At 66.7% G+C, this 20,991-nt stretch carries 19 protein-coding genes; 15 read left to right on the top strand and 4 right to left on the bottom strand.

The genetic code is table 11. The features are described 5' to 3' along the window. Nucleotides 1-224: 224 nt before the first annotated feature. The 13 genes from L6D89_RS12255 to L6D89_RS12195 all read left to right on the top strand — a co-directional run bounded on the left by L6D89_RS12255 (nucleotide 225) and on the right by L6D89_RS12195 (nucleotide 13,759). Complete coding sequence (locus L6D89_RS12255; protein WP_236199871.1) at nucleotides 225-1,448, top strand: SfnB family sulfur acquisition oxidoreductase; 1,224 nt, start codon at nucleotides 225-227, stop codon at nucleotides 1,446-1,448. Between the two features lie 10 nt (nucleotides 1,449-1,458). Then, nucleotides 1,459-2,832 (top strand): LLM class flavin-dependent oxidoreductase, encoded by a 1,374-nt coding sequence (locus tag L6D89_RS12250; RefSeq protein ID WP_236199870.1) that lies wholly within the window; start codon nucleotides 1,459-1,461, stop codon nucleotides 2,830-2,832. Next, nucleotides 2,832-3,497 carry a methionine ABC transporter permease gene (locus tag L6D89_RS12245; protein ID WP_236199869.1) on the top strand — a complete coding sequence of 222 codons (666 nt, stop codon included), beginning with the start codon at nucleotides 2,832-2,834 and terminating at the stop codon, nucleotides 3,495-3,497. Before L6D89_RS12250 ends, L6D89_RS12245 begins: the two co-directional genes overlap by 1 nt. Before the next feature lie 128 nt (nucleotides 3,498-3,625). After that, nucleotides 3,626-4,396, top strand: coding sequence for a MetQ/NlpA family ABC transporter substrate-binding protein (locus L6D89_RS12240; RefSeq protein ID WP_236199868.1), 771 nt, complete (start codon nucleotides 3,626-3,628; stop codon nucleotides 4,394-4,396). Nucleotides 4,397-4,517: 121 nt separating this feature from the next. Then, nucleotides 4,518-5,753: an SfnB family sulfur acquisition oxidoreductase gene (locus L6D89_RS12235; protein ID WP_236199867.1), complete on the top strand. Its 1,236-nt coding sequence runs from the start codon at nucleotides 4,518-4,520 to the stop codon at nucleotides 5,751-5,753. A 9-nt stretch (nucleotides 5,754-5,762) separates the two neighbouring features. Then, nucleotides 5,763-6,980 (top strand): SfnB family sulfur acquisition oxidoreductase, encoded by a 1,218-nt coding sequence (locus tag L6D89_RS12230; RefSeq protein WP_236199866.1) that lies wholly within the window; start codon nucleotides 5,763-5,765, stop codon nucleotides 6,978-6,980. 223 nt (nucleotides 6,981-7,203) lie between these two features. Then, on the top strand, nucleotides 7,204-8,601 hold the full coding sequence (locus L6D89_RS12225) for an LLM class flavin-dependent oxidoreductase (protein WP_236199865.1): 1,398 nt from the start codon (nucleotides 7,204-7,206) through the stop codon (nucleotides 8,599-8,601). 39 nt (nucleotides 8,602-8,640) lie between these two features. Continuing rightward, nucleotides 8,641-9,438: a MetQ/NlpA family ABC transporter substrate-binding protein gene (locus L6D89_RS12220; RefSeq protein WP_236199864.1), complete on the top strand. Its 798-nt coding sequence runs from the start codon at nucleotides 8,641-8,643 to the stop codon at nucleotides 9,436-9,438. A gap of 224 nt (nucleotides 9,439-9,662) precedes the next feature. Further along, the gene (locus L6D89_RS12215) at nucleotides 9,663-10,724 is read left to right on the top strand and encodes a methionine ABC transporter ATP-binding protein (protein WP_236199863.1); all 1,062 of its coding nucleotides are present in this window, start codon (nucleotides 9,663-9,665) and stop codon (nucleotides 10,722-10,724) included. Further along, entirely contained in the window at nucleotides 10,717-11,361 is a 645-nt protein-coding gene (locus tag L6D89_RS12210) for a methionine ABC transporter permease (protein ID WP_236199862.1), read from the top strand. Before L6D89_RS12215 ends, L6D89_RS12210 begins: the two co-directional genes overlap by 8 nt. Before the next feature lie 135 nt (nucleotides 11,362-11,496). Further along, nucleotides 11,497-12,006, top strand: a complete 510-nt coding sequence (locus tag L6D89_RS12205) for a hypothetical protein (RefSeq protein ID WP_236199861.1) — start codon at nucleotides 11,497-11,499, stop codon at nucleotides 12,004-12,006. Nucleotides 12,007-12,045: 39 nt separating this feature from the next. Then, complete coding sequence (locus tag L6D89_RS12200) at nucleotides 12,046-12,396, top strand: VOC family protein (protein WP_236199860.1); 351 nt, start codon at nucleotides 12,046-12,048, stop codon at nucleotides 12,394-12,396. Nucleotides 12,397-12,826: 430 nt separating this feature from the next. Continuing rightward, nucleotides 12,827-13,759, top strand: coding sequence for a hypothetical protein (locus L6D89_RS12195; protein ID WP_236199859.1), 933 nt, complete (start codon nucleotides 12,827-12,829; stop codon nucleotides 13,757-13,759). A gap of 44 nt (nucleotides 13,760-13,803) precedes the next feature. Here the strand turns inward: L6D89_RS12195 and L6D89_RS12190 are convergent, their stop codons facing one another. Together L6D89_RS12190 and L6D89_RS12185 are read right to left on the bottom strand one after the other, a co-directional pair. Continuing rightward, entirely contained in the window at nucleotides 13,804-14,625 is an 822-nt protein-coding gene (locus tag L6D89_RS12190; RefSeq protein WP_236199858.1) for an alpha/beta fold hydrolase, read from the bottom strand. Nucleotides 14,626-14,764: 139 nt separating this feature from the next. Beyond that, nucleotides 14,765-15,664, bottom strand: a complete 900-nt coding sequence (locus L6D89_RS12185; protein ID WP_236199857.1) for a LysR family transcriptional regulator — start codon at nucleotides 15,662-15,664, stop codon at nucleotides 14,765-14,767. A 115-nt stretch (nucleotides 15,665-15,779) separates the two neighbouring features. On the opposite strand from L6D89_RS12185, the gene L6D89_RS12180 reads away from it, so the two are divergent. Beyond that, nucleotides 15,780-16,772, top strand: coding sequence for an aldo/keto reductase (locus tag L6D89_RS12180; RefSeq protein ID WP_236199856.1), 993 nt, complete (start codon nucleotides 15,780-15,782; stop codon nucleotides 16,770-16,772). A 67-nt stretch (nucleotides 16,773-16,839) separates the two neighbouring features. Further along, nucleotides 16,840-17,307 (top strand): thermonuclease family protein, encoded by a 468-nt coding sequence (locus tag L6D89_RS12175; protein WP_236174619.1) that lies wholly within the window; start codon nucleotides 16,840-16,842, stop codon nucleotides 17,305-17,307. A 2-nt stretch (nucleotides 17,308-17,309) separates the two neighbouring features. Here L6D89_RS12175 and L6D89_RS12170 read toward each other — a convergent pair whose 3' ends face one another. Continuing rightward, nucleotides 17,310-18,116 carry a substrate-binding periplasmic protein gene (locus L6D89_RS12170; RefSeq protein ID WP_236199855.1) on the bottom strand — a complete coding sequence of 269 codons (807 nt, stop codon included), beginning with the start codon at nucleotides 18,114-18,116 and terminating at the stop codon, nucleotides 17,310-17,312. Between the two features lie 95 nt (nucleotides 18,117-18,211). Then, nucleotides 18,212-20,929 carry a magnesium-translocating P-type ATPase gene (gene mgtA, locus L6D89_RS12165; protein ID WP_236199854.1) on the bottom strand — a complete coding sequence of 906 codons (2,718 nt, stop codon included), beginning with the start codon at nucleotides 20,927-20,929 and terminating at the stop codon, nucleotides 18,212-18,214. Between the last annotated feature and the right edge of the window lie 62 nt (nucleotides 20,930-20,991).

Below are 20,991 nucleotides of genomic sequence, written 5' to 3'. Positions count from 1 at the left end.
TCAGGCCGCTCCGATCCGTCAAGGTACATCCCCTGCTCCACCACTGTTGCCACAGCAACACCCACCCAACACTTTGCTGTTTGCCCAGCGCCTCAAGTGTTGGAGAAAAACACCAAACCATTGATTTACAAGACTTTTAAATTTCGGCACAGCTTGTGCAATGACCTGAACAGACAGGCCCGAACACCGGGCCGCTTCATCTGCCCCGAGGTCGCTGTACTGCCATGTCCCAACTCCCCGAATCCGCCCACTACGACATCCGTGAGCCGAACGCCCAGGTAATCGCCTCCGACGCCGAGGCCATCGACGTCGCCCACAAGGTCGCCGCCTTCCTGCTCGAAGGCGCCGCCGAGCGCGACCGCAACCGCGAAGTACCGCCGGAAGTGGTCGAGGTCTATTCCAACAGCGGCCTGTGGGGCATCAGCGTGCCGCGCGCCTTTGGTGGCGCCGAGGTGTCCTACGCCACGCTGGCGGAAGTCATCGCCATCATCTCCGCCGCCGACCCGTCGCTGGGGCAGATTCCACAGAACCACTACTGCCTGCTGGAAGACATCCGCCTGCAGGGCAGCGAGGAGCAGAAGCGCTTCTTCTTCGATCTGGCACTCAAGGGCAACCGCTTCGCCAACGCGCTGTCGGAAACCGGCGGCAAGACCGTGCAGGACATCCAGACCCGCCTGCGCCGCGACGGCGACCATGTCGTACTCGATGGCCGCAAGGGCTACTGCACCGGCTCGCTCTACGCCCATTGGCTCGGTGTGCTGGGCCTGGACGAACAGGGCAACGCCCAGCTCGCCTTCGTCCCGCGTGACACGCCGGGGCTGGTGATCGTCGACGACTGGGCGAGCATCGGCCAGCGCACCACCTCCAGCGGCACGGTGCTGGTGGAAGGCCTGCGTGTGCCGGCGTTCAACGTCTTCCCCACCCACCGCTCCTACGACGTACCGACCCTGGCCGGCCCGTTCGCGCAGATCACTACCGCCGCCATCGATGCCGGCATTGCCCGCGCGGCGCTGCGCGACACCATCGCCTTCGTCCGCGAACAGGCGCGCCCGTGGATCGACGCGGGCGTGGAGAAGGCCAGCGAAGACCCGCTGACCATCATCCAGGTCGGTGAACTGGGCATCCGCATCGAATCCGCCGACGCCCTGCTGGAACGCGCCGGCAAGGTAATGGACGCCGCCCGCCCGGCGCCGGACGAAGACAGCGTGGCCCGCGCCTCGGTTGCCGTGGCCAAGGCCAAGGTGCTGACCACCGAGGTCGCCATCGACGCCGCCAACAAGCTGTTCGAGCTGGGCGGCACCCGCTCCACCCTCGCCCGCCATGCCCTCGACCGCCACTGGCGCAACGCCCGCGTGCACACCCTGCACGACCCGGTGCGCTGGAAGTACCACCTGGTCGGCAACTGGCTGCTCAACGACAAGCGCCCGCCGCGCCACGACTGGAACTGAGGCCATCGCCATGAACAAGCAGATCCGCCTCAACGCCTTCGCCATGAACTGCGTCGGCCACCTCTCGCCCGGCCTCTGGCGCCACCCGCGCGACCAGCAGGCCGCGCGCTACACCGACATCCACTACTGGATCGAGCTGGCGAAAACCCTCGAACGCGGCAAGATCGACGGCCTGTTCCTGGCCGACGTGCTGGGCGTCTACGACGTCTACCACGGCAATGCCGACGCCGCGCTGAGCGCCGGCGCCCAGGTGCCGGCCAACGACCCGCTGCAGATCGTCCCGGCCATGGCCGCGGCCACCGAGCACCTGGGTTTCGGCATTACCGCCTCGGTGTCGTTCGAGCACCCGTTCCCTTTCGCCCGGCGCATGTCCACCCTGGATCACCTGACCCGTGGCCGCGCCGGTTGGAACATCGTCACCTCCTACCTCAACAGCGGCGCGCGCAACCTGGGGCTGAAGCAGCAGCTCAACCACCAGCAGCGCTACGCCCTGGCCGCCGAGTACCTGGAGGTCTGCTACAAGCTCTGGGAGGCCAGCTGGGACGATGACGCGGTAGTCGCCGACCGCAAGAGTGGCGTCTACGCAGACCCGCGCAAGGTCCACCCCATCGAGCACCAGGGCGAGCACTTCGAAGTGCCCGGCTTCCACCTCAGCCAGCCATCGCCGCAGCGTACGCCAGTGCTGTACCAGGCCGGCGCGTCGAGCCGCGGCAAAGCCTTCGCCGCCGGCAATGCCGAGTGCGTGTTCGTCGCCGCACCGACGAAAAACATCCTCCGTGACCAGGTCGCCGACCTGCGCCGCCTCGCCGTGGAAGCCGGTCGGCAGGCCGGCGATGTGCTGGTACTGAACCAGCTCACGGTGATCGTCGCACCGACCGACGCCGAGGCGCTGGCCAAGCTGGAAGACTACCGCCAGTACAGCGACCGTGACGGCGCCCTGGCTCTGGTCTCCGGCTGGACCGGCATCGACTTCGGCCAGTACGCGCCGGACCAGGTGTTGCGCCACGTACAGAGCGACGCCATCCAGTCTGCGGTGGACGCCTTCAGCGCCGCCGACCCGCAGCGCCAGTGGACCGCCGCCGAGATCGCCGACTACTGCGCCCTGGGCGGCGACGGCCCGCTGCTGGTGGGCTCGCCGCAGACCGTGGCGGACCAGCTGCAGGCCTGGGTCGAGGAAACCGACGTGGACGGCTTCAACCTGTCCAGCCTGGTGGCGCCGGAAACCTTCGTCGACATCGTCGACCTGCTGGTGCCGGAACTACAGGCACGCGGCCTGTTCAAGCGCGAGTACGAACAGGGCACGCTGCGCCAGAAGCTGTTCGGCCAGGGCGACCGCCTCGGCGCTTCGCACCGCGCCGCCAAGCTGCGCAGGGGCCGCGAATGATGGACGGCTGGTTCCGCAACCTCGACTGGCACGACCTCGGCCAGGCCTGCCTGGACACCCTCGCCATGCTCGGCGGCGCGCTGGCCTTCACCGTGTTGCTGGGCCTGCCGCTGGGCGTGTTGCTGTACCTCACCGGCAAGCGCCAGCTGCACGCGAAGCCCGGCCTGTACCGCGCCCTGTCGGTGGTGGTGAACATGCTGCGTTCGCTGCCGTTCATCATCCTGCTGATCGTGCTGATCCCGGTCACCACGCTGGTCACCGGCACCTCGCTGGGCGTGCCCGGCGCCATCCCGCCGCTGGTGGTGGGTTGCACGCCGTTCTTCGCGCGGCTGGTGGAAACCGCCCTGCGCGAAGTCGACCGCGGCCTGGTGGAAGCCACTCAGGCGATGGGCGCCAGCACCTGGCAGATCATCTGGCACACGCTGCTGCCGGAAGCGCGCACCGGGCTGATCGCTGCCGTCACCGTGACCGCCATCGTGCTGGTGGACTACACGGCGATGTCCGGCGTGATCGGCGGCGGCGGCCTTGGCGACCTGGCGATCCGCTTCGGTTACCAGCGTTTCCAGACCGACGTGATGATCATCACCGTCGCCCTGCTGATCCTGCTGGTGCAGGCCCTGCAGATGAGCGGCGACCGCCTGGTGGCGCGCTACACGAGGCGCTGAATTCCCCGCCCACTCCCTCTCCGGGAGCGGCACCCAGAACACCCGCCGGCAGCCGGGCCCCGCTGCCATCAAGGCCCCACGTCCACACCACGACGGCCCACCCACTGAAGCCCCAAGGAGCAACACCCATGAAAAAGGCCATCGCCATTCTGGCGGCCGTCGTCGCCTTCTCCGCCCACGCGGGGGAGAAACTCGTTGTCGGCGCCACCCCGGTGCCGCACGCGGAAATTCTCGAGTTCGTCAAACCGCAGCTGGCCAAGGAAGGCGTCGACCTGGACATCAAGGTCTTCACCGACTTCATCCAGCCCAACCTGCAGCTCGCGCAGAAGAACCTCGACGCCAACTACTACCAGTACCGGCCGTTCCTCGATGACTTCAACAAGACCCGCCACACCGACCTGGTGCCGGTGGTGGGCATCCACATCGAGCCATTCGGCGCCTACTCCACCAAGTACAAGTCCCTCGCCGAGCTGCCCGACGGCGCCAGCGTGGCCATCCCCAACGACCCGGTGAACACCGGCCGCGCCCTGGTGCTGCTGGCCGAGAGCGGCCTGATCAAGCTCAAGGACCCGAGCAACCCGCAGTCCACCGAGCGCGACATCACCGACAACCCCAGGCACCTGAAGATTCGTGAACTGGAAGGCGCGCTGCTGGCCCGCGCGGTGAAGCAGGTGGACCTGGCGTTCATCTTCGCCAACTACGCCCTGGAAGCCGGGATCGACACCAAGAGCGCGCTGATCGTCGAGAAAGGCAAGGACCTCTACGCCGAGTTCCTGGTGGCGCGTCCGGACAACATCCAGGACCCGGGCATCCAGAAGCTGGCCAAGGCGCTGAATTCGCCGGAAGTCCGCCAGTTCATCCTGACCCGCTACAAGGGCGAGATCGCCCCGGCGTTCTAAGCGCCCCCGCGTTTGTCCTGTAGGAGCGAGCTTGCTCGCGAACCTTTCGGCCCCGCACCAGGGTTTGTTCGCGAGCAAGCTCGCTCCTACGAAGAGCTGCTCCGTCACCACAGGAAACCGCATGACCAACGAATCCGCACCCAAGGACCTTCGTGACCAGGCGCCCCGGCTACTCCCGGCGCGCCGTATCAGCAACGACCCCCAGGCCATCGAAGCCGCCCACGAAGTGGCCCGCCTGGCAAAACCCGGAGCAGCCGCCCGCGACCGCGAGCGCGCGCTGCCCTGGAGTGAACTGGAACACTTCACCGCTCTGGGGCTTGGTGGCATCAGCATTCCCCGCGAGTACGGCGGCGCGCAGGTTTCCTACGCTACCGTCGCCGAAGTCTTCCGCGTGATCTGCGCTGCCGACCCGGCACTGGGGCAGATTCCGCAGAACCAGTTCGGCCTGCTCAACGTCATCGACAGCGTCGCCAGCGAGGCGCAGAAGCGCGTGTTGTTCGGCGGCGTGCTCAACGGCCGGCGCATCGGCAATGCCGGCCCCGAGCGCAGCACCAGAAACACCCTCGAACTCAAGGCGCGCCTACTGCGCGATGGAGACAACTTCCGCGTCAGTGGCGAGAAGTTCTATTCCACTGGCGCGCTGTTCGCCCACTGGGTCGCGGTGAAAGCCATCGACGAAGACGGCCGCGCCGTCATGGGCTTCGTCGAACGCGGCGTGGACGGCCTGCGCATCGTCGACGACTGGTCCGGCTTCGGCCAGCGCACCACCGCCAGCGGTACCGTGCTGCTGGAGAACGCCCCCGTCGCCGACTCGCTGGTGATCCACAACGGCCGCCTGGCCGACATCCCGAACATCCAGGGCGCCGTCTCGCAGTTGATCCAGGCCGCCATCGATGCCGGCATCGCAGCGAATGCGCTGGAAGACGCCATCGACTTCATCCGCACGCGCACTCGCCCGTTCATCGATGCCGAGGTCGAGAACGCCAGCGACGAGCCCTTCACTATCGCCGAGATCGGCCGTCTGCAGGTCGAACTGCACGCCGCCGAAGCACTGCTGGAACGCGCCGGCCACGTACTCGACGAAGTCAGCGCACGGCCCATCGACGACGAATCCGCCGCCCGCGCCTCCATCGCCGTGGCCGAGGCCAAGGTGCTGACCACCGAGATCAGTCTGGTCGCCAGCGAGAAGCTCTTCGAGCTGGCCGGCAGCCGCGCCACCCTCGCCGAATTCAACCTCGACCGCCACTGGCGCAACGCCCGCGTGCACACCCTGCACGACCCGGTGCGCTGGAAGGTCCAGGCAGTTGGCGCCTACCACCTCAACGGCGCCCGCCCGGCGCGTCATTCCTGGATCTGAGGAGCGCCGATGAACAGCATCGTTTTGTCCAACCCAGAGCTGGCCAATCCCGTCCATATCATCCGCAGCGACGACGAAGCGCTCGACGTCGCCCGCGCCCTGGCCGCCGACTTCCGCGAAGGCGCCATCGCCCGCGACCGCGAGCGACGCCTGCCGTGGGATGAACTGGAACGCTTCAGCCACTCCGGCCTGTGGGGCATCACCGTGCCGCGCGAGTACGGCGGCGCGGGCGTTTCCCGCGTCACCGTGGCGCGGGTGATCGCCATCATTGCCGCTGCCGACGGTTCGCTCGGGCAGATTCCGCAGAACCACTTCTATGCCGTCGAGCTGTTGCGGGTGAATGGCAACGACGAGCAGAAAGCCCGCCTGTTCGCCGAGGTGCTGGCCGGCGTGCGCTTCGGCAATGCGCTGGCGGAGATCGGCACCCGTACCGCCCACGACCGCACCACGCGGCTCAAGCGCGAGGATGGCTGCCTGCGCATCCATGGCCGCAAGTTCTACTGCACCGGCGCGCTCTATGCGCAGCGCATTCCCACGCTGGTGATCGATGACGATGGTCTGCAGCAGTTCGCTTTCACCCCGCGCGATACGCCAGGCGTCGAGATCATCGACGACTGGTCCGGCTTCGGCCAGCGCACCACCGGCAGCGGCAGCGTGGTGTTCGATGGCGCGCCGGTGGACGAGCGCGACATCGTGCCGTTCCAGAGCGCCTTCGAGCGCCCGACCACGGTCGGTCCGTTCGCGCAGATTCTTCACGCCGCCATCGACGTCGGTATCGCCCGAGGCGCGTACGAGGATGCGCTGGTGTTCCTCCGCGAGAAGGCACGGCCGTGGATCGATTCGGGCGTGGACAAGGCCAGTGATGATCCGCTGGCGATCAACGAAGTAGGCCGCCTGGCGATCCGCCTGCATGCCGCCGAAGCGCTGCTGGATCGCTCCGGCCGAGTGCTCGACGCCGCCATCGCCGAGCCGACTGCCGAAAGCGTTGCCGCCGCCTCCATCGCCGTGGCCGAGGCGCGGGCCATTACCACCGAAGTCTCGCTGCTGGCCGGCAGCAAGCTGATCGAACTGGGCGGCAGCCGCGCCAGCCTCGCCGAACTGGGCCTGGACCGCCACTGGCGCAACGCCCGCGTGCACACCCTGCACGACCCGGCGCGCTGGAAGTACTTCGCGGTGGGCAACTACTACCTCAACGGCAAGCTGCCGCCGCGCCGGGGGACGCTCTGATGCCCCGCGCCGTATCAGCTCTTCGTAGGAGCGAGCTTGCTCGCGAACAGCCCGAGCCCTCATCGGTTCGCGAGCAAGCTCGCTCCTACAGGCCCCCGGCCAGCGATGTACGGCGCATAACGCCTACGGCGCTATCCGCCACCGCCGCGGATACCCCGCTCCCGGGTATTCGCCATGCCCATGCCGCAGCGCCGTTGCCGAGCCGCCAGCGCAAGGAATCCCCATGAGCCAGAAACAGATTCTCCTCAACGCCTTCAGCATGAATTGCGTCGGCCACATCAACCACGGCCTGTGGACGCACCCGCGCGACCGCTCGACGGACTTCAACAAGCTCAGCCACTGGACCGAGCTCGCGCGCCTGCTGGAAAAGGGCCTGTTCGACGGCTTGTTCCTCGCCGATATCCTCGGCGTCTACGACGTCTACCAGAACGGCATCGAGCTCACCGCCAAGGAAGCCATCCAGCTACCGGTGAACGACCCGCTGATGCTCGTCTCGGCCATGGCCGGCGTTACGCAGAATCTGGGCTTCGGCGTCACCGCCAACCTCACCTACGAGGCGCCCTACCCGTTCGCCCGCAGGCTTTCCACGCTGGATCATCTGAGCGATGGCCGCATCGGCTGGAACATCGTCACCGGCTACCTTGAAAGCACCGCCCGCGCCATGGGCCAGGACCGGCAGATCGATCACGACCGCCGCTATGACCGCGCCGACGAATACCTGGAGGTGCTCTACAAGCTCTGGGAAGGCAGTTGGGAAGACGACGCCGTGCTCGCCGATCGCCAGCGCCGCATCTACGCGCAGCCGGGCAAGGTGCACAAGGTTCGCCACCACGGCGAGTTCTTCGACGTCGAGGGTTACCACCTCAGCCAGCCGTCGCCGCAGCGCACGCCGCTGCTGTTCCAGGCGGGCGCATCCAATCGCGGGCTGGCCTTCGCCGCCCGCCATGCCGAGTGCGTGTTCGTCTCGGCGCAGACCCGCGAGGCCACTCGCGTGCTGGTGGAGCGCATCCGCCAGGCGGCGGTGGACGCGGGCCGGCGGGCAGACGATATCAAGGTGTTCATGGGCATCAATGTGATCGTCGCGCCGACCGAGGCCGAGGCGCGCGACAAGCTCGCCGAGTACCGCCGCTTTGCCAGCGCGGAAGCCGGTCTTGCGCACTTCGCCAGCACCACCGGCATCGACTTCTCGCGCTATGCGCTGGACGAGCCGATCCGCTACGAGAAAACCAACGCCATCGAGTCCGCCACCAAGGCCCTGACCGTCGCCCGCACCGACGCCACCGTGCGCCAGCTGCTGGAACAGCTCGCCCTCGGCGGGCGTTACACCACGCTGGTGGGCAACCCGCCGCAGGTCGCCGATGAGCTGCTGGGCTGGATCAACGATGCCGGGCTCGATGGCTTCAACCTGACCCGCACCGTGGAGCCGGAAAGCTACGCCGACTTCATCGAACTGGTCGTGCCCGAACTGCAGAACCGCGGCGCCTACAAGACCGCCTACGCCGACGGCCCGCTGCGGGAAAAACTCTTCGGCGCCGGCCGCGCCCGCTTGCCCGCGCGGCATGTCGGCGCGAGCTACCGCCAGGCAACCGCCACTGGAGCGACTCCAGCCTTCTCTCTTTAAAAGGCCGACAGGCTCTACAAACCAAAAGGATTCGTTGCCATGCATGCACGCTTCAAACTCACCCTCGGCCTCTCGCTGAGCCTCCTCGCCGCCGGCCTCGCCCAGGCCGCCGACACCCTGCGCCTGGGCACCACCGCGGCCTTCGCGCCGCCGCTGGAAGTGGCGGTGAAGGAAGCCGCCCAGCAAGGGCTGAAGGTCGAGCTGGTGGAATTCACCGATTGGAACGCGCCGAACATCACCCTCGACCACGGTGACATCGACGCCAATTACTTCCAGCACACACCCTTCCTGGAGAACGCCAACCGCGAGGGCGGCCTGCACCTGAAGGCCTTCGCGCCGGGGATCATCAACAACGTCGGCCTGTACTCGACCCGCTACAAGGCCATCGCCGACCTGCCCGACGGCGCCAAGGTCGCCATCGCCAACGACCCGATCAATGGCGGCCGCGGCCTGCAGCTGCTGCAGAAGGCCGGGTTGCTCAAGCTCAAGGATGGCGTGGGCTACAAGGCGACGCTCGACGACATCGTGGCCAACCCCAGGCACATCCAGATCATCGAGCTGGAGGCCGTGCAACTGGTGCGTGCGCTGGATGATGTCGACCTCGCGCAGGGCTACCCGCATTACATCCGCCTCGCCGGGACCATCGATCCGAACAGCGCCCTGCTGTTCGACGGCATCGAGAACCGCGAATACGTCATCCAGTTCGTTACCCGTGACGACTTCAAGGACCCGGACGGCCGACTGAAGAAGTTCGTCGATCTCTACCAGCACTCGCCGCAGGTCCGCGCCGCGCTGGACAAGGCCCACGGCTCGCTCTACCAGCCGGGCTGGCAGTAAGCGCAGCAGCGTTTACCTGTAGGAGCGAGCTTGCTCGCGAACCCGGCCTCGCAGCGGGGTTCGCGAGCAAGCTCGCTCCTACAACGATTGCCGGACTCGCAAGCATGCTTTCGTAGGGCGCATAACGCGCCAGCGTTATCCGCCACATAGCAGCCGGCGGATAACCTGTTCCAGGTCATGCGCCCTACGTTCCTTGCCTCACCTTTCAGGAACAGGCCCCCACCATGGTCAGCTTCAACCGCAACCTCGAACTCGCCACCCAGCACATCGCCCTGCGCGGCCTGGGCAAGACCTACGCCGGGCACCACGGCCCGGTGGAGGCACTCAGCGACATCGAACTCTCCGTCCGCCGTGGCGAAGTGTTCGGCATCATCGGCCGCAGCGGCGCCGGCAAGAGCTCGCTGATCCGCACCCTCAACCGCCTGGAGCAACCCAGTGTCGGCCAGGTGCTGATCGACGGCGAGGACATCGGTGCCTTCGACGCCCAGCAACTGGTCGGCCTGCGCCGCCGCGTCGGCATGATCTTCCAGCACTTCAACCTGATGTCGGCCAAGACCGTGGCGCAGAACATCGCCCTGCCGCTGCGCGTGGCCGGCGTGCCGAAGGCGCGCATCGCCGAGCGGGTCGATGAACTGCTGCAGCTTGTGGGCCTGCAAGACAAGCGCCACGCCTACCCGGCACAACTCTCCGGCGGCCAGAAGCAGCGCGTCGGCATCGCCCGCGCGCTGGTGCACCAGCCGGAAATCCTGCTCTGCGACGAAGCCACCTCGGCGCTGGACCCGGAAAGCACCCAGGCCATCCTCGCGCTATTGCGCGACATCAACCGCCGCCTTGGCCTGACCATCGTGCTGATCACCCACGAGATGGCGGTGATCCGCGAAATCTGCGACCGCGTGGTGGTGCTCGAACGCGGGCGCATCGTCGAGCAGGGCGATGTCTGGGAAGTCTTCGGCAACCCGCAGCACGAGGTCAGCCGCACCCTGCTCGGCTCGTTGCAACAGCACCTGCCACCGGACCTGCTGGCGCGGCTGGAGCATCCTTCGGACAACGAAGTCATCCTCGACCTGCACTACACCGGCGTGCGCGAACAGGAGCCGGACCTGCTGGCCATCGCCCAGGCGCTGGGCAGCCGCATCAGCCTGCTGCACGGCGGCATCGAACGCATCCAGGGCCGCGCCCTCGGCCGCCTGCTGCTGAGCGTCGCTGCCCCTGCCGCGAGTGCTCCGCAACTGCTCGAACGCGCCCGCGACGTCGCCGATCGGCTGGAGGTACTCACCCATGCCTGATCGTTTGCTGCAAGGCTTGCTCGACACCCTGCTGATGATCGGCGCGTCCTCGGCCATCGTCCTGCTGGTGGGTATTCCGCTGGCCCTGGTGCTGGTCACCACCGGCCCCGGCGGGATCTTCCAGGCACGCCTGGTCAACCAGAGCCTGGGCAGCGTGGTCAACGTGCTGCGCTCGATCCCCTTCCTGATCCTGATGGTCGCGCTGATTCCCTTCACCCGCCTGATCGTCGGCACCAGCTACGGCGTGTGGGCCGCGGTAGTACCGCTGACCATCGCCGCCACGCCGTTCTTCGCACGCATCGCCGAAGTCAGCCTGCGCGAGGTCGACCATGGTCTGATCGAGGCGGCGCAGGCGATGGGCTGCCAGCCCCGGCACATCATCTGCAACGTGCTGCTGCCCGAGGCACGGCCAGGCATAGTCGCCGGCTTCACCATCACCCTGGTGACCATGATCAACTCCTCGGCCATGGCCGGCGCCATCGGTGCCGGCGGCCTCGGCGATCTCGCCTATCGCTATGGCTACCAGCGCTTCGACACCCAGGTGATGCTCACCGTGATCATCCTGCTGGTGGCACTGGTGACGCTGATCCAGTTCGGCGGCGACCGCCTGGCGCGCTGGCTCAACAAACGGCTGTGACGTTCGTCGGCTGATTCCGCCTCGGCCCTGCTCCCACGCGGGTTGCGTCTAACCTGACAACACACCCGCCCCTCCGTGCCCAGGCACAGTTCGTGGATGCGTGGCGTCCCTGTGCTCATTGCGGAGGCGTTCGTCATGGCCAACCCCCTTTCCACCCTGGGTATCGTGCACACCGCCATCAGCCTGGTGCCCCTCGTTGCAGGCATCTGGGCGCTCTACCAGACAGGGCGCATCGACCCACGCAGCCGTGCCGGCAAGTGGTATGTCTACGGGATGATCCTCGGTGTGCTGACGGCATTCGGACTCTCCAGCACCGGCGGCTTCAACGCCGGGCACGCCATCGGCATCCTCTGCCTGGTCGCCATTGCGGTGGGCAGCTACGCCCAGCGTGTCGGTGTACTCGGCGGCCTGGGTGAGTACGTGGAAACGGCAGCCATGAGCTTCGGCTTGTTCCTGATGATGATCCCCACGCTCAACGAATCGCTGTCGCGGCTGCCGCCCTCCAACCCGATCGGCCAGGGCCCGGACTCGCCGCCGGTGCAGACTGCCGTGATGATCGCCCTGCTGCTGTTCTTCATCGGCGTGCTCTACCAGTTCTACCGTATCTATCGGCGCCGCGTACCGCCGGCACGCCCGGCGCACTGACGGTCTATGCTGGCGACGTCATCCTGCTGGAGCGCCGCCATGACCGTCCGCCGCATCGTCGCCAACCTCGCCACCGGCAAGCCAGCCGAAGTGGCGCGTTTCTACCGCGAGCTGTTCGACCTGGAGGTCGTGATGGACCATGGCTGGATCCTCACGCTCGCGAGCGGCGAGCAGGCCCAGGCGCAGATCAGCCTGGCCAGCGAGGGCGGCTCCGACGCGCCGGTACCGGACCTGTCCATCGAGGTGGACAACCTGGATGAGGTGCACGAACGCGCGCGCAGCGCCGCTCATGCGATTGCCTACCCACTGACGGCCGAGCCCTGGGGCGTGCGCCGGTTCTTCCTGCGCGACCCGCTGGGAACGCTGGTCAATGTGCTGGAGCATGCCTAGCCGGTAACCGTTCGTCAGCCGCCCCGCCACCAGTCCTTCCGGCCCGGCAAACCGCCGCAACCGTCCTAGACTGCACTGGGCGCCCCCAGGCTCCGGCCGGAGCGGCGCAGATCGGATTCATCACCTGTCCTGGCGAGCCGTTGAACAGCAGTGTGCCCAGCACCGCAGGCCACAGGACCCGGCGCCCCAGACGGCGCCAGTTCCCTACATGAGCAATGCCATGTCAGAACGCGAACCATCGTCGACAGCGCCATCCGTTCCGTTGCAGGCGCAGGTGCATACCCGGGCTCCGGCTTCGCCTCGGGCACTTCCCGCCATGTCTCGAGTTCGCCAGCTCACCGCCCGTCTGGGTGGTTTGTTATCACCACGCCTCAGTCCAGCGCAGCAGATGCCGCCGGGCGTCTCGAAGGATCAGCCCCAGGAGATCACCATGAGTATCCGCAATTCCAAGGAACCCGCTGAAGACGCCGACCAGCAGCGCCCCTTCGCCAACCCGGACGACCATCTGTCGCAGCTCTACGATCTGCCGCCCGGCCAACTGCCGGACGCACTGGGCGCAGCCCCCGGCAGGACCTCGGGCGCCCCCACGGAAGCCGCCGGCTATGCGCAGAAACAGCAACAGAGTGCGCAACACACCCTTGATCAGCTGGACGAACTGGACGAGGCCCTGCTCCGCGAAGCGAACCGGCCCACCGTGAAGCCCAAGGGCGCTGCGGCCTATACCCCGGTAGATCCCGCCAGCCAGGCGGACCAGTTGCTGGCGGCGGCCGTCTCGCCACAATCCAGCGATACCGAGAATGTGCTGCAGGACGTACAGACCACCCTGGACTCCCTCGCCGGCATGGCCCAGGGGCTTTCCCAGCAGCGCCTGGACTCCATCAAGGAACGCGAGGGGCTCGATGCCCGCCAGGAGCAGGCCGACGAGCGTGAACGCCTGCTCAACGAACGCGAAGATACCTTGCGCCAGTGGGAGCAGCGCTTGCAGCAAGAGAAGGCTGCCCTGGCCCAGCAGGGCGAACAGCAGGCCGCGACGCTGGCGGAACGCAGCGCCACCCTGCAGGCTCTGGCAGAGACCGTCGACAGCCGCGACCGCGCCACTGCGAAACGCAGCGAAGCACTGCGCAGCGAGCAGGAGCAGCTGGAACGCAAGCTAGCCCAGATGCGTGTTCGCCATACCGAACTGGATGGCCGCGAAACCATGCTGCAACAGAAGGACAACGAACTGACCGAACGCTTCAAGCAGCTGGTGGATGCCAAGGAGCGTTTCAGCGCCATCGTTCGCAGCTTCAACGAAACGGTGCGCTTCAACACCGCGCTGAGCGCCATCAGCAAAACCGTCGGCGCACGCGCAGGCGAACTCTGATCCGGCCGCGGGACGCCGGGGCCACGCGGCCCCGGCATCGCGCTTCAACGGTTGAGGAAACCCAGCAGGTCCTCGTTCACCTGGTCGGCCAGGGTGGTGCACATGCCGTGCGGCCCGCCCTTGTAGACTTTCAGCTCGCCCTTCTGCACCAGCTCCACCGAGCGCCGGCCGGCGGCGTCGATGGGCACGATCTGGTCGTCGTCGCCGTGGAGGATCAGCGCCGGCACGTCGATCTTCTTCAGGTCCTCGGTGTAATCCACCTCGGAAAACTCGTGGATGCACAGGTACTGGCCTAGGTGCCCGCCGGTCATGCCCTGCAGCCAGAAGTTGTCGATCACCCCCTGGGACTGCTTCGCGCCGGGCCGGTTGTAGCCATAGAACGGTACCGCCAGGTCCTTGAAGAACTGTGAACGGTCTTCCTTCACCCCCTTGCGGATACCATCGAACACATCGATCGGCAGGCCACCGGGGTTGGCCGCGGTCTTGAGCATCAGCGGCGGCACCGCGCCGATCAGCACCGCACCGGACAACCGTTTCGTGCCGTGGCGGCCGATGTAGTGCGCCACCTCGCCGCCACCGGTGGAGTGGCCGACCAGGGTTGCACCCTTGAGGTCCAGTGCATCAATCACCGCCGCCAGGTCGTCGGCGTAGGTGTCCATGTCATTGCCGTTGGCCGGCTGGCCCGAACGGCCGTGGCCACGCCGGTCATGGGCGATGACCCGGTAGCCCTTCTGCACCAGGAACAGCATCTGCGCATCCCAGGCGTCAGCGTTGAGCGGCCAGCCATGGGAGAACACCACCGGCTGCCCACTGCCCCAGTCCTTGTAGAAGATCTCGGTGCCATCTTTCGCTTTCACGATGCTCATTTGGGTCGTTTCCTTCAGGGAGTGGTTGAAAAGAAACGCCGCAACTCCGGCGACTGCGGGCCGCTCTACGGCGGCCTTGAGCATAGCCAGCGCAATGGCGCCGACAGCGCCAGCCGATGGCTTTCCGACGAGCGACGGCTCAGCCGATACCGGCGCCGAACAGACCGCCGAGCCAGTCGGAGAACACCCGCAGGCGTCGCGACATCTGCCGGCGCACCGGGTACAGGACGCTGACCGGCAGCGGCGGCGGCTGCCAGTCGCGCAGCACTTCCACCAGCTCGCCGCTGCCCAGTCCTTCGCGCAGGTGATAGCGCGGCGCCTGGATCATGCCAAAGCCAGCACGGCAGGCGGCAATGTAGGCGTCGGCGTTGTTCACCGAAATCCGGCTGGGCAACCGCTGGGTGCGCAGTTCGCCGTCGAAGCGGAACTCCAGGTCGAAGATGCGTCCGCTGGAGGCCGACTGATAGTTCACCGCCAGATGCCCTTCGAGCCGATCCGGGTGCTCGGGCAGGCCAAACGCCTGTACGTAGGTGCGGCTCACGCAGGTCAATTGTTCCAGCTCGGCGATGCGCCGGCCGACCAGACTGGAGTCCGGCAAATCGCCGGCGCGCAGCACGCAGTCCACGCCCTCGCGCACCAGATCGACCTGGCGGTCATTCAGGCTCAGTTCGAGCTCGATCTGCGGGTAGCGCCGGCAGAATTCCGGCAGCGCCGGGATCACCACCAGCCGCCCGAGCGAGCTGGGCAGATCGACGCGCAGCTTGCCGCGTGGGTTGTCGGGCGAGTCGGAGAAGCAGTTCTCCGCCTCTTCCAGATCCTCCAGCAGGCGCACGCAGCGCTCGTAGTAGGCCTGGCCATCGGCGGTGACACTGACCTGCCGCGTGGTGCGGCGCAGCAGTTGCACGCCCAGGTGCGTCTCCAGTTGCTGGATCAGCTGGGTCACGCTGGCGCGCGGCAGCTGCAGGCTGTCCGCCGCCTTGCCGAAGGCCTTGAGTTCGACGATGCGGGTGTAGACCTGCATGGCCTGCAAGCGGTCCATGGCGCACTCCGATTATTCATCCAGGATGAATAGTTAAACCGCAATCAGCCGGTTTATCCATGCCGGACAAACAACAAGAATGGTCCTGCCCCTTTCCTCCCCCGGAGAACCCCGCATGAAGACCCGTCGCCTGGGCCCGCAAGGCCCCGTCGTTTCCGCCATCGGCCTCGGCTGCATGGGCATGTCCGACTTCTACACCACTGGCAGCGATGAAACCGAATCCATCGCCACCCTGCATCGCGCGCTGGAGTTGGGCGTCAGCCTGCTCGACACTGCCGATATCTACGGCCCGCACACCAACGAGGAACTGCTTGGCCGCGCCCTGAAAGGCAAGCGCGAACAGGTTTTCCTCGCCACCAAGTTCGGTATCGTGCGCACCCCGGAGCAGCCGCAGGTGCGCGGTGCCAACGGCCGCCCGGAGTACATCCGCCAGGCGGTAGAGGGCAGCCTGAAACGCCTGGGCACCGACCACATTGACCTCTATTACCAGCACCGGGTCGACCCCAAGGTGCCGATCGAGGAAACCGTCGGCGCCATGGCCGAGCTGGTCAAGGCTGGCAAGGTGCGTTTCCTCGGCCTCAGTGAAGCCTCGGCAGAAACGCTGGAGCGCGCGCATCAGGTCCACCCGATCACCGCACTGCAGAGCGAATACTCGCTATGGACCCGTGACCCGGAAGAGAACGGTGTGCTGGCTGCCTGCGAGCGCCTGGGCGTCGGTTTCGTCCCCTACAGTCCGCTGGGACGCGGCTTCCTGACCGGCGCGTTGAAGAGCCCGGATGACTTCGCCGAGGACGACTATCGCCGCTCCAGCCCACGCTTCACCGGCAAGAACTTCGCGAAGAACCTGCAACTGGTGGACAAGGTCGCCGAACTGGCCGCCGCCCGCGGAGTGCGTCCGTCGCAACTGGCGCTGGCCTGGGTGCTGGCGCAGGGCGAGCACCTGGTGCCGATCCCCGGCACCAAGCAGCGCAAGTACCTGGAAGAGAACATCGCCGCCGTCGACCTGACGCTGACCCGGGCCGAGCTGCTGGAACTGGACGCGATCTTCCCCGCCGGCGCTGCCGCCGGCGGGCGCTACAGCGAGCAGGTGATGGCGCTGATCCAGTAAAAGCGCTGCAACGGGGCTCCGGTGGACGCTCACAGCGGTTATGCTGGCAGCGTCTACCGGAGGCCTCATGCGATTCGTTCCCGCCGCTCTGCTCTTGCTTTCCTTTCTCCCCCTCGCCGCTCACGCCGATGAGGAATGCCAGGTAACGGCCGTGTTCAGCGGCGACCAGTTGACCTGCCAGCGTGCGGATGGCAGCGACACCACCATCCACCTGCGCGGCATCACCGCCCCGCAATTGCAGCAACCCTTCGGCCAGCGCTCCCGCGCGGCCCTGGTGCAGCTTGCCCTGGGCAAGAGCGCCACGCTCAAGCACGCCGAGCAGCAAGCCGATGGCAGCCTGCGCGCGGCGGTGTGGGTTACCCCGGCGGAGTGCCCGAACTGCGGTCATACCCTGGATATCGGTCGCGCACAGTTGAGCATCGGCCTCGCGCGCTGGCGACAGAGCGACGCGCAGACGCCCGAGGAAGTCGGCCAGTATCAGTTCGAGGAACACGAAGCCAAGGCGCGCCGCACCAATCTCTGGCGCACGCCCTGAGATCAGTTGCTCACGTAGTGCTGCAGGATGCGCCGATCCTCACCGTCTTCCACCAGCGCCTTGAGCGCCTGCGCGTAGCGACGGACGAAGTCCTCGTCCTGGCCGCGTTTGCTGAAGGCGACTTCCGCCGACTCCGCTGACACCACCACACCGGTGGGCTCTATACGTTTAGCCAGGCCCAGTTGCTGCAGTTCGTACTGGCCGCTGTGCTCGTCGGCAATGATGCCGTCGATGCGGCCCTTGTCGACCATGTGCCAGAGGTTGCTGCGGCTGGGGTTGAAGAACACCCGTGCGGCATAGTCCGGGTCGCTCATCAGTTGGCGGTAGGGTTCGCCGTAGGACACATCGATCTGCGCGCCGAGGCGGAAGTCGCTGCCCGGCAGGTCGGAAAGCTGCTGCAGGCGGTCGCGCTGGGGCAGCCCGCGGCGGACGAAGAGGATGTTGCGCGAAGGTGGCAGCACGGCGCCGGAAAACCAGGCGTAGACCTCGCGCTCAGGTTTGCGGAAGGCACCGGGCAGCACGTCGAGACGCCCCAGCTCCAGCTCCTTGAGCGCCCGCGCCCAGGGTAGCTTGAGCATCCGTACGTCGCAGCCCAGGCGCTCGAGCACCTCACGGTTCAGATCGACGTAGAGGCCGCCGACGCTGCCATCGGGCAGTTGCATGCTGAAAGGCGGGTCGTCATCCCAGCGCAGGGTCTTCTCGCAGGCGGCCAGCGACTGGCCGATCAGCGCCAGGCCCAGCAGGGCCAGGCACTTCAGGCATGCACGCGCGGGAAACAGCAGGCGAAAGGCTTGCGATGGCAAGATCACGACTCACGGCTGGAGAAGACGGATGTCCGGAGTGTATTGAACCCGATACCCGCCTTGCCAGCGCTGATCTGTTTCGCACGTTGGTTCTGTTTCGCTCACTGCCACCCATAACGCCGGGCGAACCACCCCTTCACCGCCTGGGTCAACGCCATGTAACCCAGCAGGATCGCCAGCAGCCATGGCCAATAACCCGGTGGCAGCGCTTCCAGGCGGAACGAATGCGCCAGCGGACCCATGGGCAGGAAGATCGCTACCGCGACGATCGCCAGGGTCATGCCCAGCAGCGGCCACGCCGCGCGACTCTGCAGGAACGGAATGCGCCGGGTGCGGATCATGTGCACCACCAGCAGTTGCGAGATCAGCCCCTCGACGAACCAGCCGGACTGGAACAGCGTCTGGTGCTCGGGTGAATTGGCGCCGAACACATGCCAGAGCACGAGGAAGGTAGCGATGTCGAAGATCGAGCTGATCGGCCCGAAGAACACCATGAAGCGCCCCAGCCCGCCCGGGTTCCACTGCTGCGGCTGGCGCAGCAGCTCGTCGTCGACGTGGTCGAAGGGAATGGCGATCTGCGACAGGTCGTAGAGCAGGTTCTGCACCAACAGTTGCAGCGGCAGCATCGGCAGGAAGGGAATGAAGGCGCTGGCCACCAGCACGCTGAAGACATTGCCGAAGTTGGAGCTGGCAGTCATGCGGATGTACTTGAGCATGTTGGCGAAAGTGCGCCGCCCTTCGATGACACCCTCCTCCAGCACCATCAGGCTCTTCTCCAGGAGGATCAGGTCGGCGGCTTCCTTGGCGATGTCCACCGCCGAATCCACCGAGATGCCGATATCCGCCGTGCGCAGCGCCGGGGCGTCGTTGATGCCGTCGCCAAGGAAGCCGACCACGTGGCCACGCTCGCGCAGCACCCGCACCAGGCGCTCCTTGTGACTGGGGGTGAGCTTGGCGAACAGCGTGGTGCGCTCGGCCAGCTCGCCCAGCACGGCGTCGTCCAGCTCGTCCAGTTGTGGGCCGAGCAGTACGCCCTCGACCACCAGGCCCACATCACGGCAGACCTTGAGGCTCACCCGGTCGTTGTCGCCGGTCAGCACCTTCACGGCCACGCCGTTCTGCGCCAGCGCGCGCAACGCCGGGGCGGTGGTTTCCTTGGGCGGGTCGAGGAAGGCGATGTAGCCGGCCAGGCACAGCCCGCTTTCGTCCGCCACGCCATAGACATCGCGGGTAGGCGGCAGCTCGCGGGTGGCCACGGCAACCACCCGCAGGCCTTCCTGATTGAGCCCGTCGGCCACCGCGCGGATGCTGTCCAGGCGCGCGCCGGTGAGTGGCTCGCTACCCTCGGCGGTTTCCACCGTGTCGCAGACCGCCAGCACCTCTTCCAGCGCGCCCTTGCAGATCAGCAGGTGGTTGTCTTCGCGCTCGCTGACCACGACCGACATGCGCCGGCGGGCGAAATCGAAGGGAATCTCGTCAAGCTTGCGAAAGCGACTGTCGACCTTCAGCGCATGGCGCAACTCGACGTGTTCGAGCACGGCAACGTCGAGCAGGTTCTTCAGCCCGGTCTGGTAGTGGCTGTTGAGGAAGGCCAGTTGCAGCACGCGGTCCTGCACCTGGCCGAAGGCGTCGGTGTGGCGCTCGAGGACGATGCGGTCCTGGGTCAGCGTGCCGGTCTTGTCGGTGCAGAGGATATCCATGGCGCCGAAATTCTGGATGGCGTCCAGGCGCTTGACGATCACCTTGCGCCGACTGAGCACCACCGCGCCCTTGGCCAGGGTCGAGGTGACGATCATCGGGAGCATTTCCGGGGTCAGGCCGACGGCGATGGACAGCGCGAACAGTGCGGCCTCCAGCCAGTCGCCCTTGGTGAAGCCGTTGATCAGCAGGACTACCGGCGCCATCACCAGCATGAAGCGGATCAGCAGCCAGCTGACGCGGTTCACCCCGGCCTGGAAGGCGGTCGGCGTCGGGTCGCTGGCGATCACTCGCTCGGCGAGGGAGCCGAAATAGGTGCGAGTGCCGGTGCCGATCACAACTGCCTGGGCCGAGCCGCTGACCACTGTGGTGCCCATGAAGCACAGGCTGTCGCGCTCCAGCGGGTTGCCCTGGCGGGCGTCGCGCAGCTGGGCGAACTTCTCCACCGGCAGGGATTCGCCGGTCAGCGCGGCCTGGCCGACGAAGAGGTCCTTGGCACTGAGCAGACGGACATCGGCCGGCACCATGTCGCCGGCCGACAGCCAGAGCACGTCACCCGCGACCAGCTCGCGGATCGGCACCTCCACTCGCAGCGCAGGACCCTCGCCTTCGGCGCTGCGGAATACCGTGGCGGTGTTGCTGACCATCGCCTTGAGTTTCTCGGCGGCGCGGTTGGAGCGTTTTTCCTGGATGAAGCGCAACAGCGTGGAAATACCCACCATGCTGCCGATCACAACGGCGGCCTCGACGTCCTCGGTGAACCAGGAAATGCTCGCGAGCACGGTGAGCAGCAGGTTGAAAGGATTGCAGTAGCAGTACCACAGGTGCATCCAGGCACCAATGGGCCGGTCCTGGTCCACTTCGTTGAGCCCGTCGCGTTGGCGACGCTCCTGCGCCTGGGTTTCGTTCAGCCCTTCGCGCCGGCTTTCCAGACGCTCCAGCACCGAGGTCGGTTCCAGCGCGGACCACTCCAGCAGCGCCGAGGCGAGCTCGCTGGGCGCCTGCTTCCCGGCGGCGGAACCACGCAGCAGGTCGCGCGCGGCCAGCCGGCGCAGTTGACGGGCCGGAAAGCCCTTGTTGATGAATTCGAGCAGGTGGGTCCTGATGAGGTCCAGGCGCATGATGACGTTCCCCTTGTGCGCACATCGTCCGGCGGCGTGGGGAGTCTGTGCCGAGTACCTTA

Source organism: Pseudomonas pseudonitroreducens (genome assembly GCF_021603645.1).
Taxonomy (GTDB): domain Bacteria; phylum Pseudomonadota; class Gammaproteobacteria; order Pseudomonadales; family Pseudomonadaceae; genus Pseudomonas; species Pseudomonas pseudonitroreducens.
This window is presented reverse-complemented; position numbering and strand designations above follow the sequence as displayed.

Coding starts and splice junctions, on each gene's coding strand:
- L6D89_RS12255 (WP_236199871.1), top strand. CDS start 225: ATGTCCCAACTCCCCGAATCCGCCCACTACGACATCCGTGAGCCGAAC.
- L6D89_RS12250 (WP_236199870.1), top strand. CDS start 1,459: ATGAACAAGCAGATCCGCCTCAACGCCTTCGCCATGAACTGCGTCGGC.
- L6D89_RS12245 (WP_236199869.1), top strand. CDS start 2,832: ATGGACGGCTGGTTCCGCAACCTCGACTGGCACGACCTCGGCCAGGCC.
- L6D89_RS12240 (WP_236199868.1), top strand. CDS start 3,626: ATGAAAAAGGCCATCGCCATTCTGGCGGCCGTCGTCGCCTTCTCCGCC.
- L6D89_RS12235 (WP_236199867.1), top strand. CDS start 4,518: ATGACCAACGAATCCGCACCCAAGGACCTTCGTGACCAGGCGCCCCGG.
- L6D89_RS12230 (WP_236199866.1), top strand. CDS start 5,763: ATGAACAGCATCGTTTTGTCCAACCCAGAGCTGGCCAATCCCGTCCAT.
- L6D89_RS12225 (WP_236199865.1), top strand. CDS start 7,204: ATGAGCCAGAAACAGATTCTCCTCAACGCCTTCAGCATGAATTGCGTC.
- L6D89_RS12220 (WP_236199864.1), top strand. CDS start 8,641: ATGCATGCACGCTTCAAACTCACCCTCGGCCTCTCGCTGAGCCTCCTC.
- L6D89_RS12215 (WP_236199863.1), top strand. CDS start 9,663: ATGGTCAGCTTCAACCGCAACCTCGAACTCGCCACCCAGCACATCGCC.
- L6D89_RS12210 (WP_236199862.1), top strand. CDS start 10,717: ATGCCTGATCGTTTGCTGCAAGGCTTGCTCGACACCCTGCTGATGATC.
- L6D89_RS12205 (WP_236199861.1), top strand. CDS start 11,497: ATGGCCAACCCCCTTTCCACCCTGGGTATCGTGCACACCGCCATCAGC.
- L6D89_RS12200 (WP_236199860.1), top strand. CDS start 12,046: ATGACCGTCCGCCGCATCGTCGCCAACCTCGCCACCGGCAAGCCAGCC.
- L6D89_RS12195 (WP_236199859.1), top strand. CDS start 12,827: ATGAGTATCCGCAATTCCAAGGAACCCGCTGAAGACGCCGACCAGCAG.
- L6D89_RS12190 (WP_236199858.1), bottom strand. CDS start 14,625: ATGAGCATCGTGAAAGCGAAAGATGGCACCGAGATCTTCTACAAGGAC.
- L6D89_RS12185 (WP_236199857.1), bottom strand. CDS start 15,664: ATGGACCGCTTGCAGGCCATGCAGGTCTACACCCGCATCGTCGAACTC.
- L6D89_RS12180 (WP_236199856.1), top strand. CDS start 15,780: ATGAAGACCCGTCGCCTGGGCCCGCAAGGCCCCGTCGTTTCCGCCATC.
- L6D89_RS12175 (WP_236174619.1), top strand. CDS start 16,840: ATGCGATTCGTTCCCGCCGCTCTGCTCTTGCTTTCCTTTCTCCCCCTC.
- mgtA (WP_236199854.1), bottom strand. CDS start 20,929: ATGCGCCTGGACCTCATCAGGACCCACCTGCTCGAATTCATCAACAAG.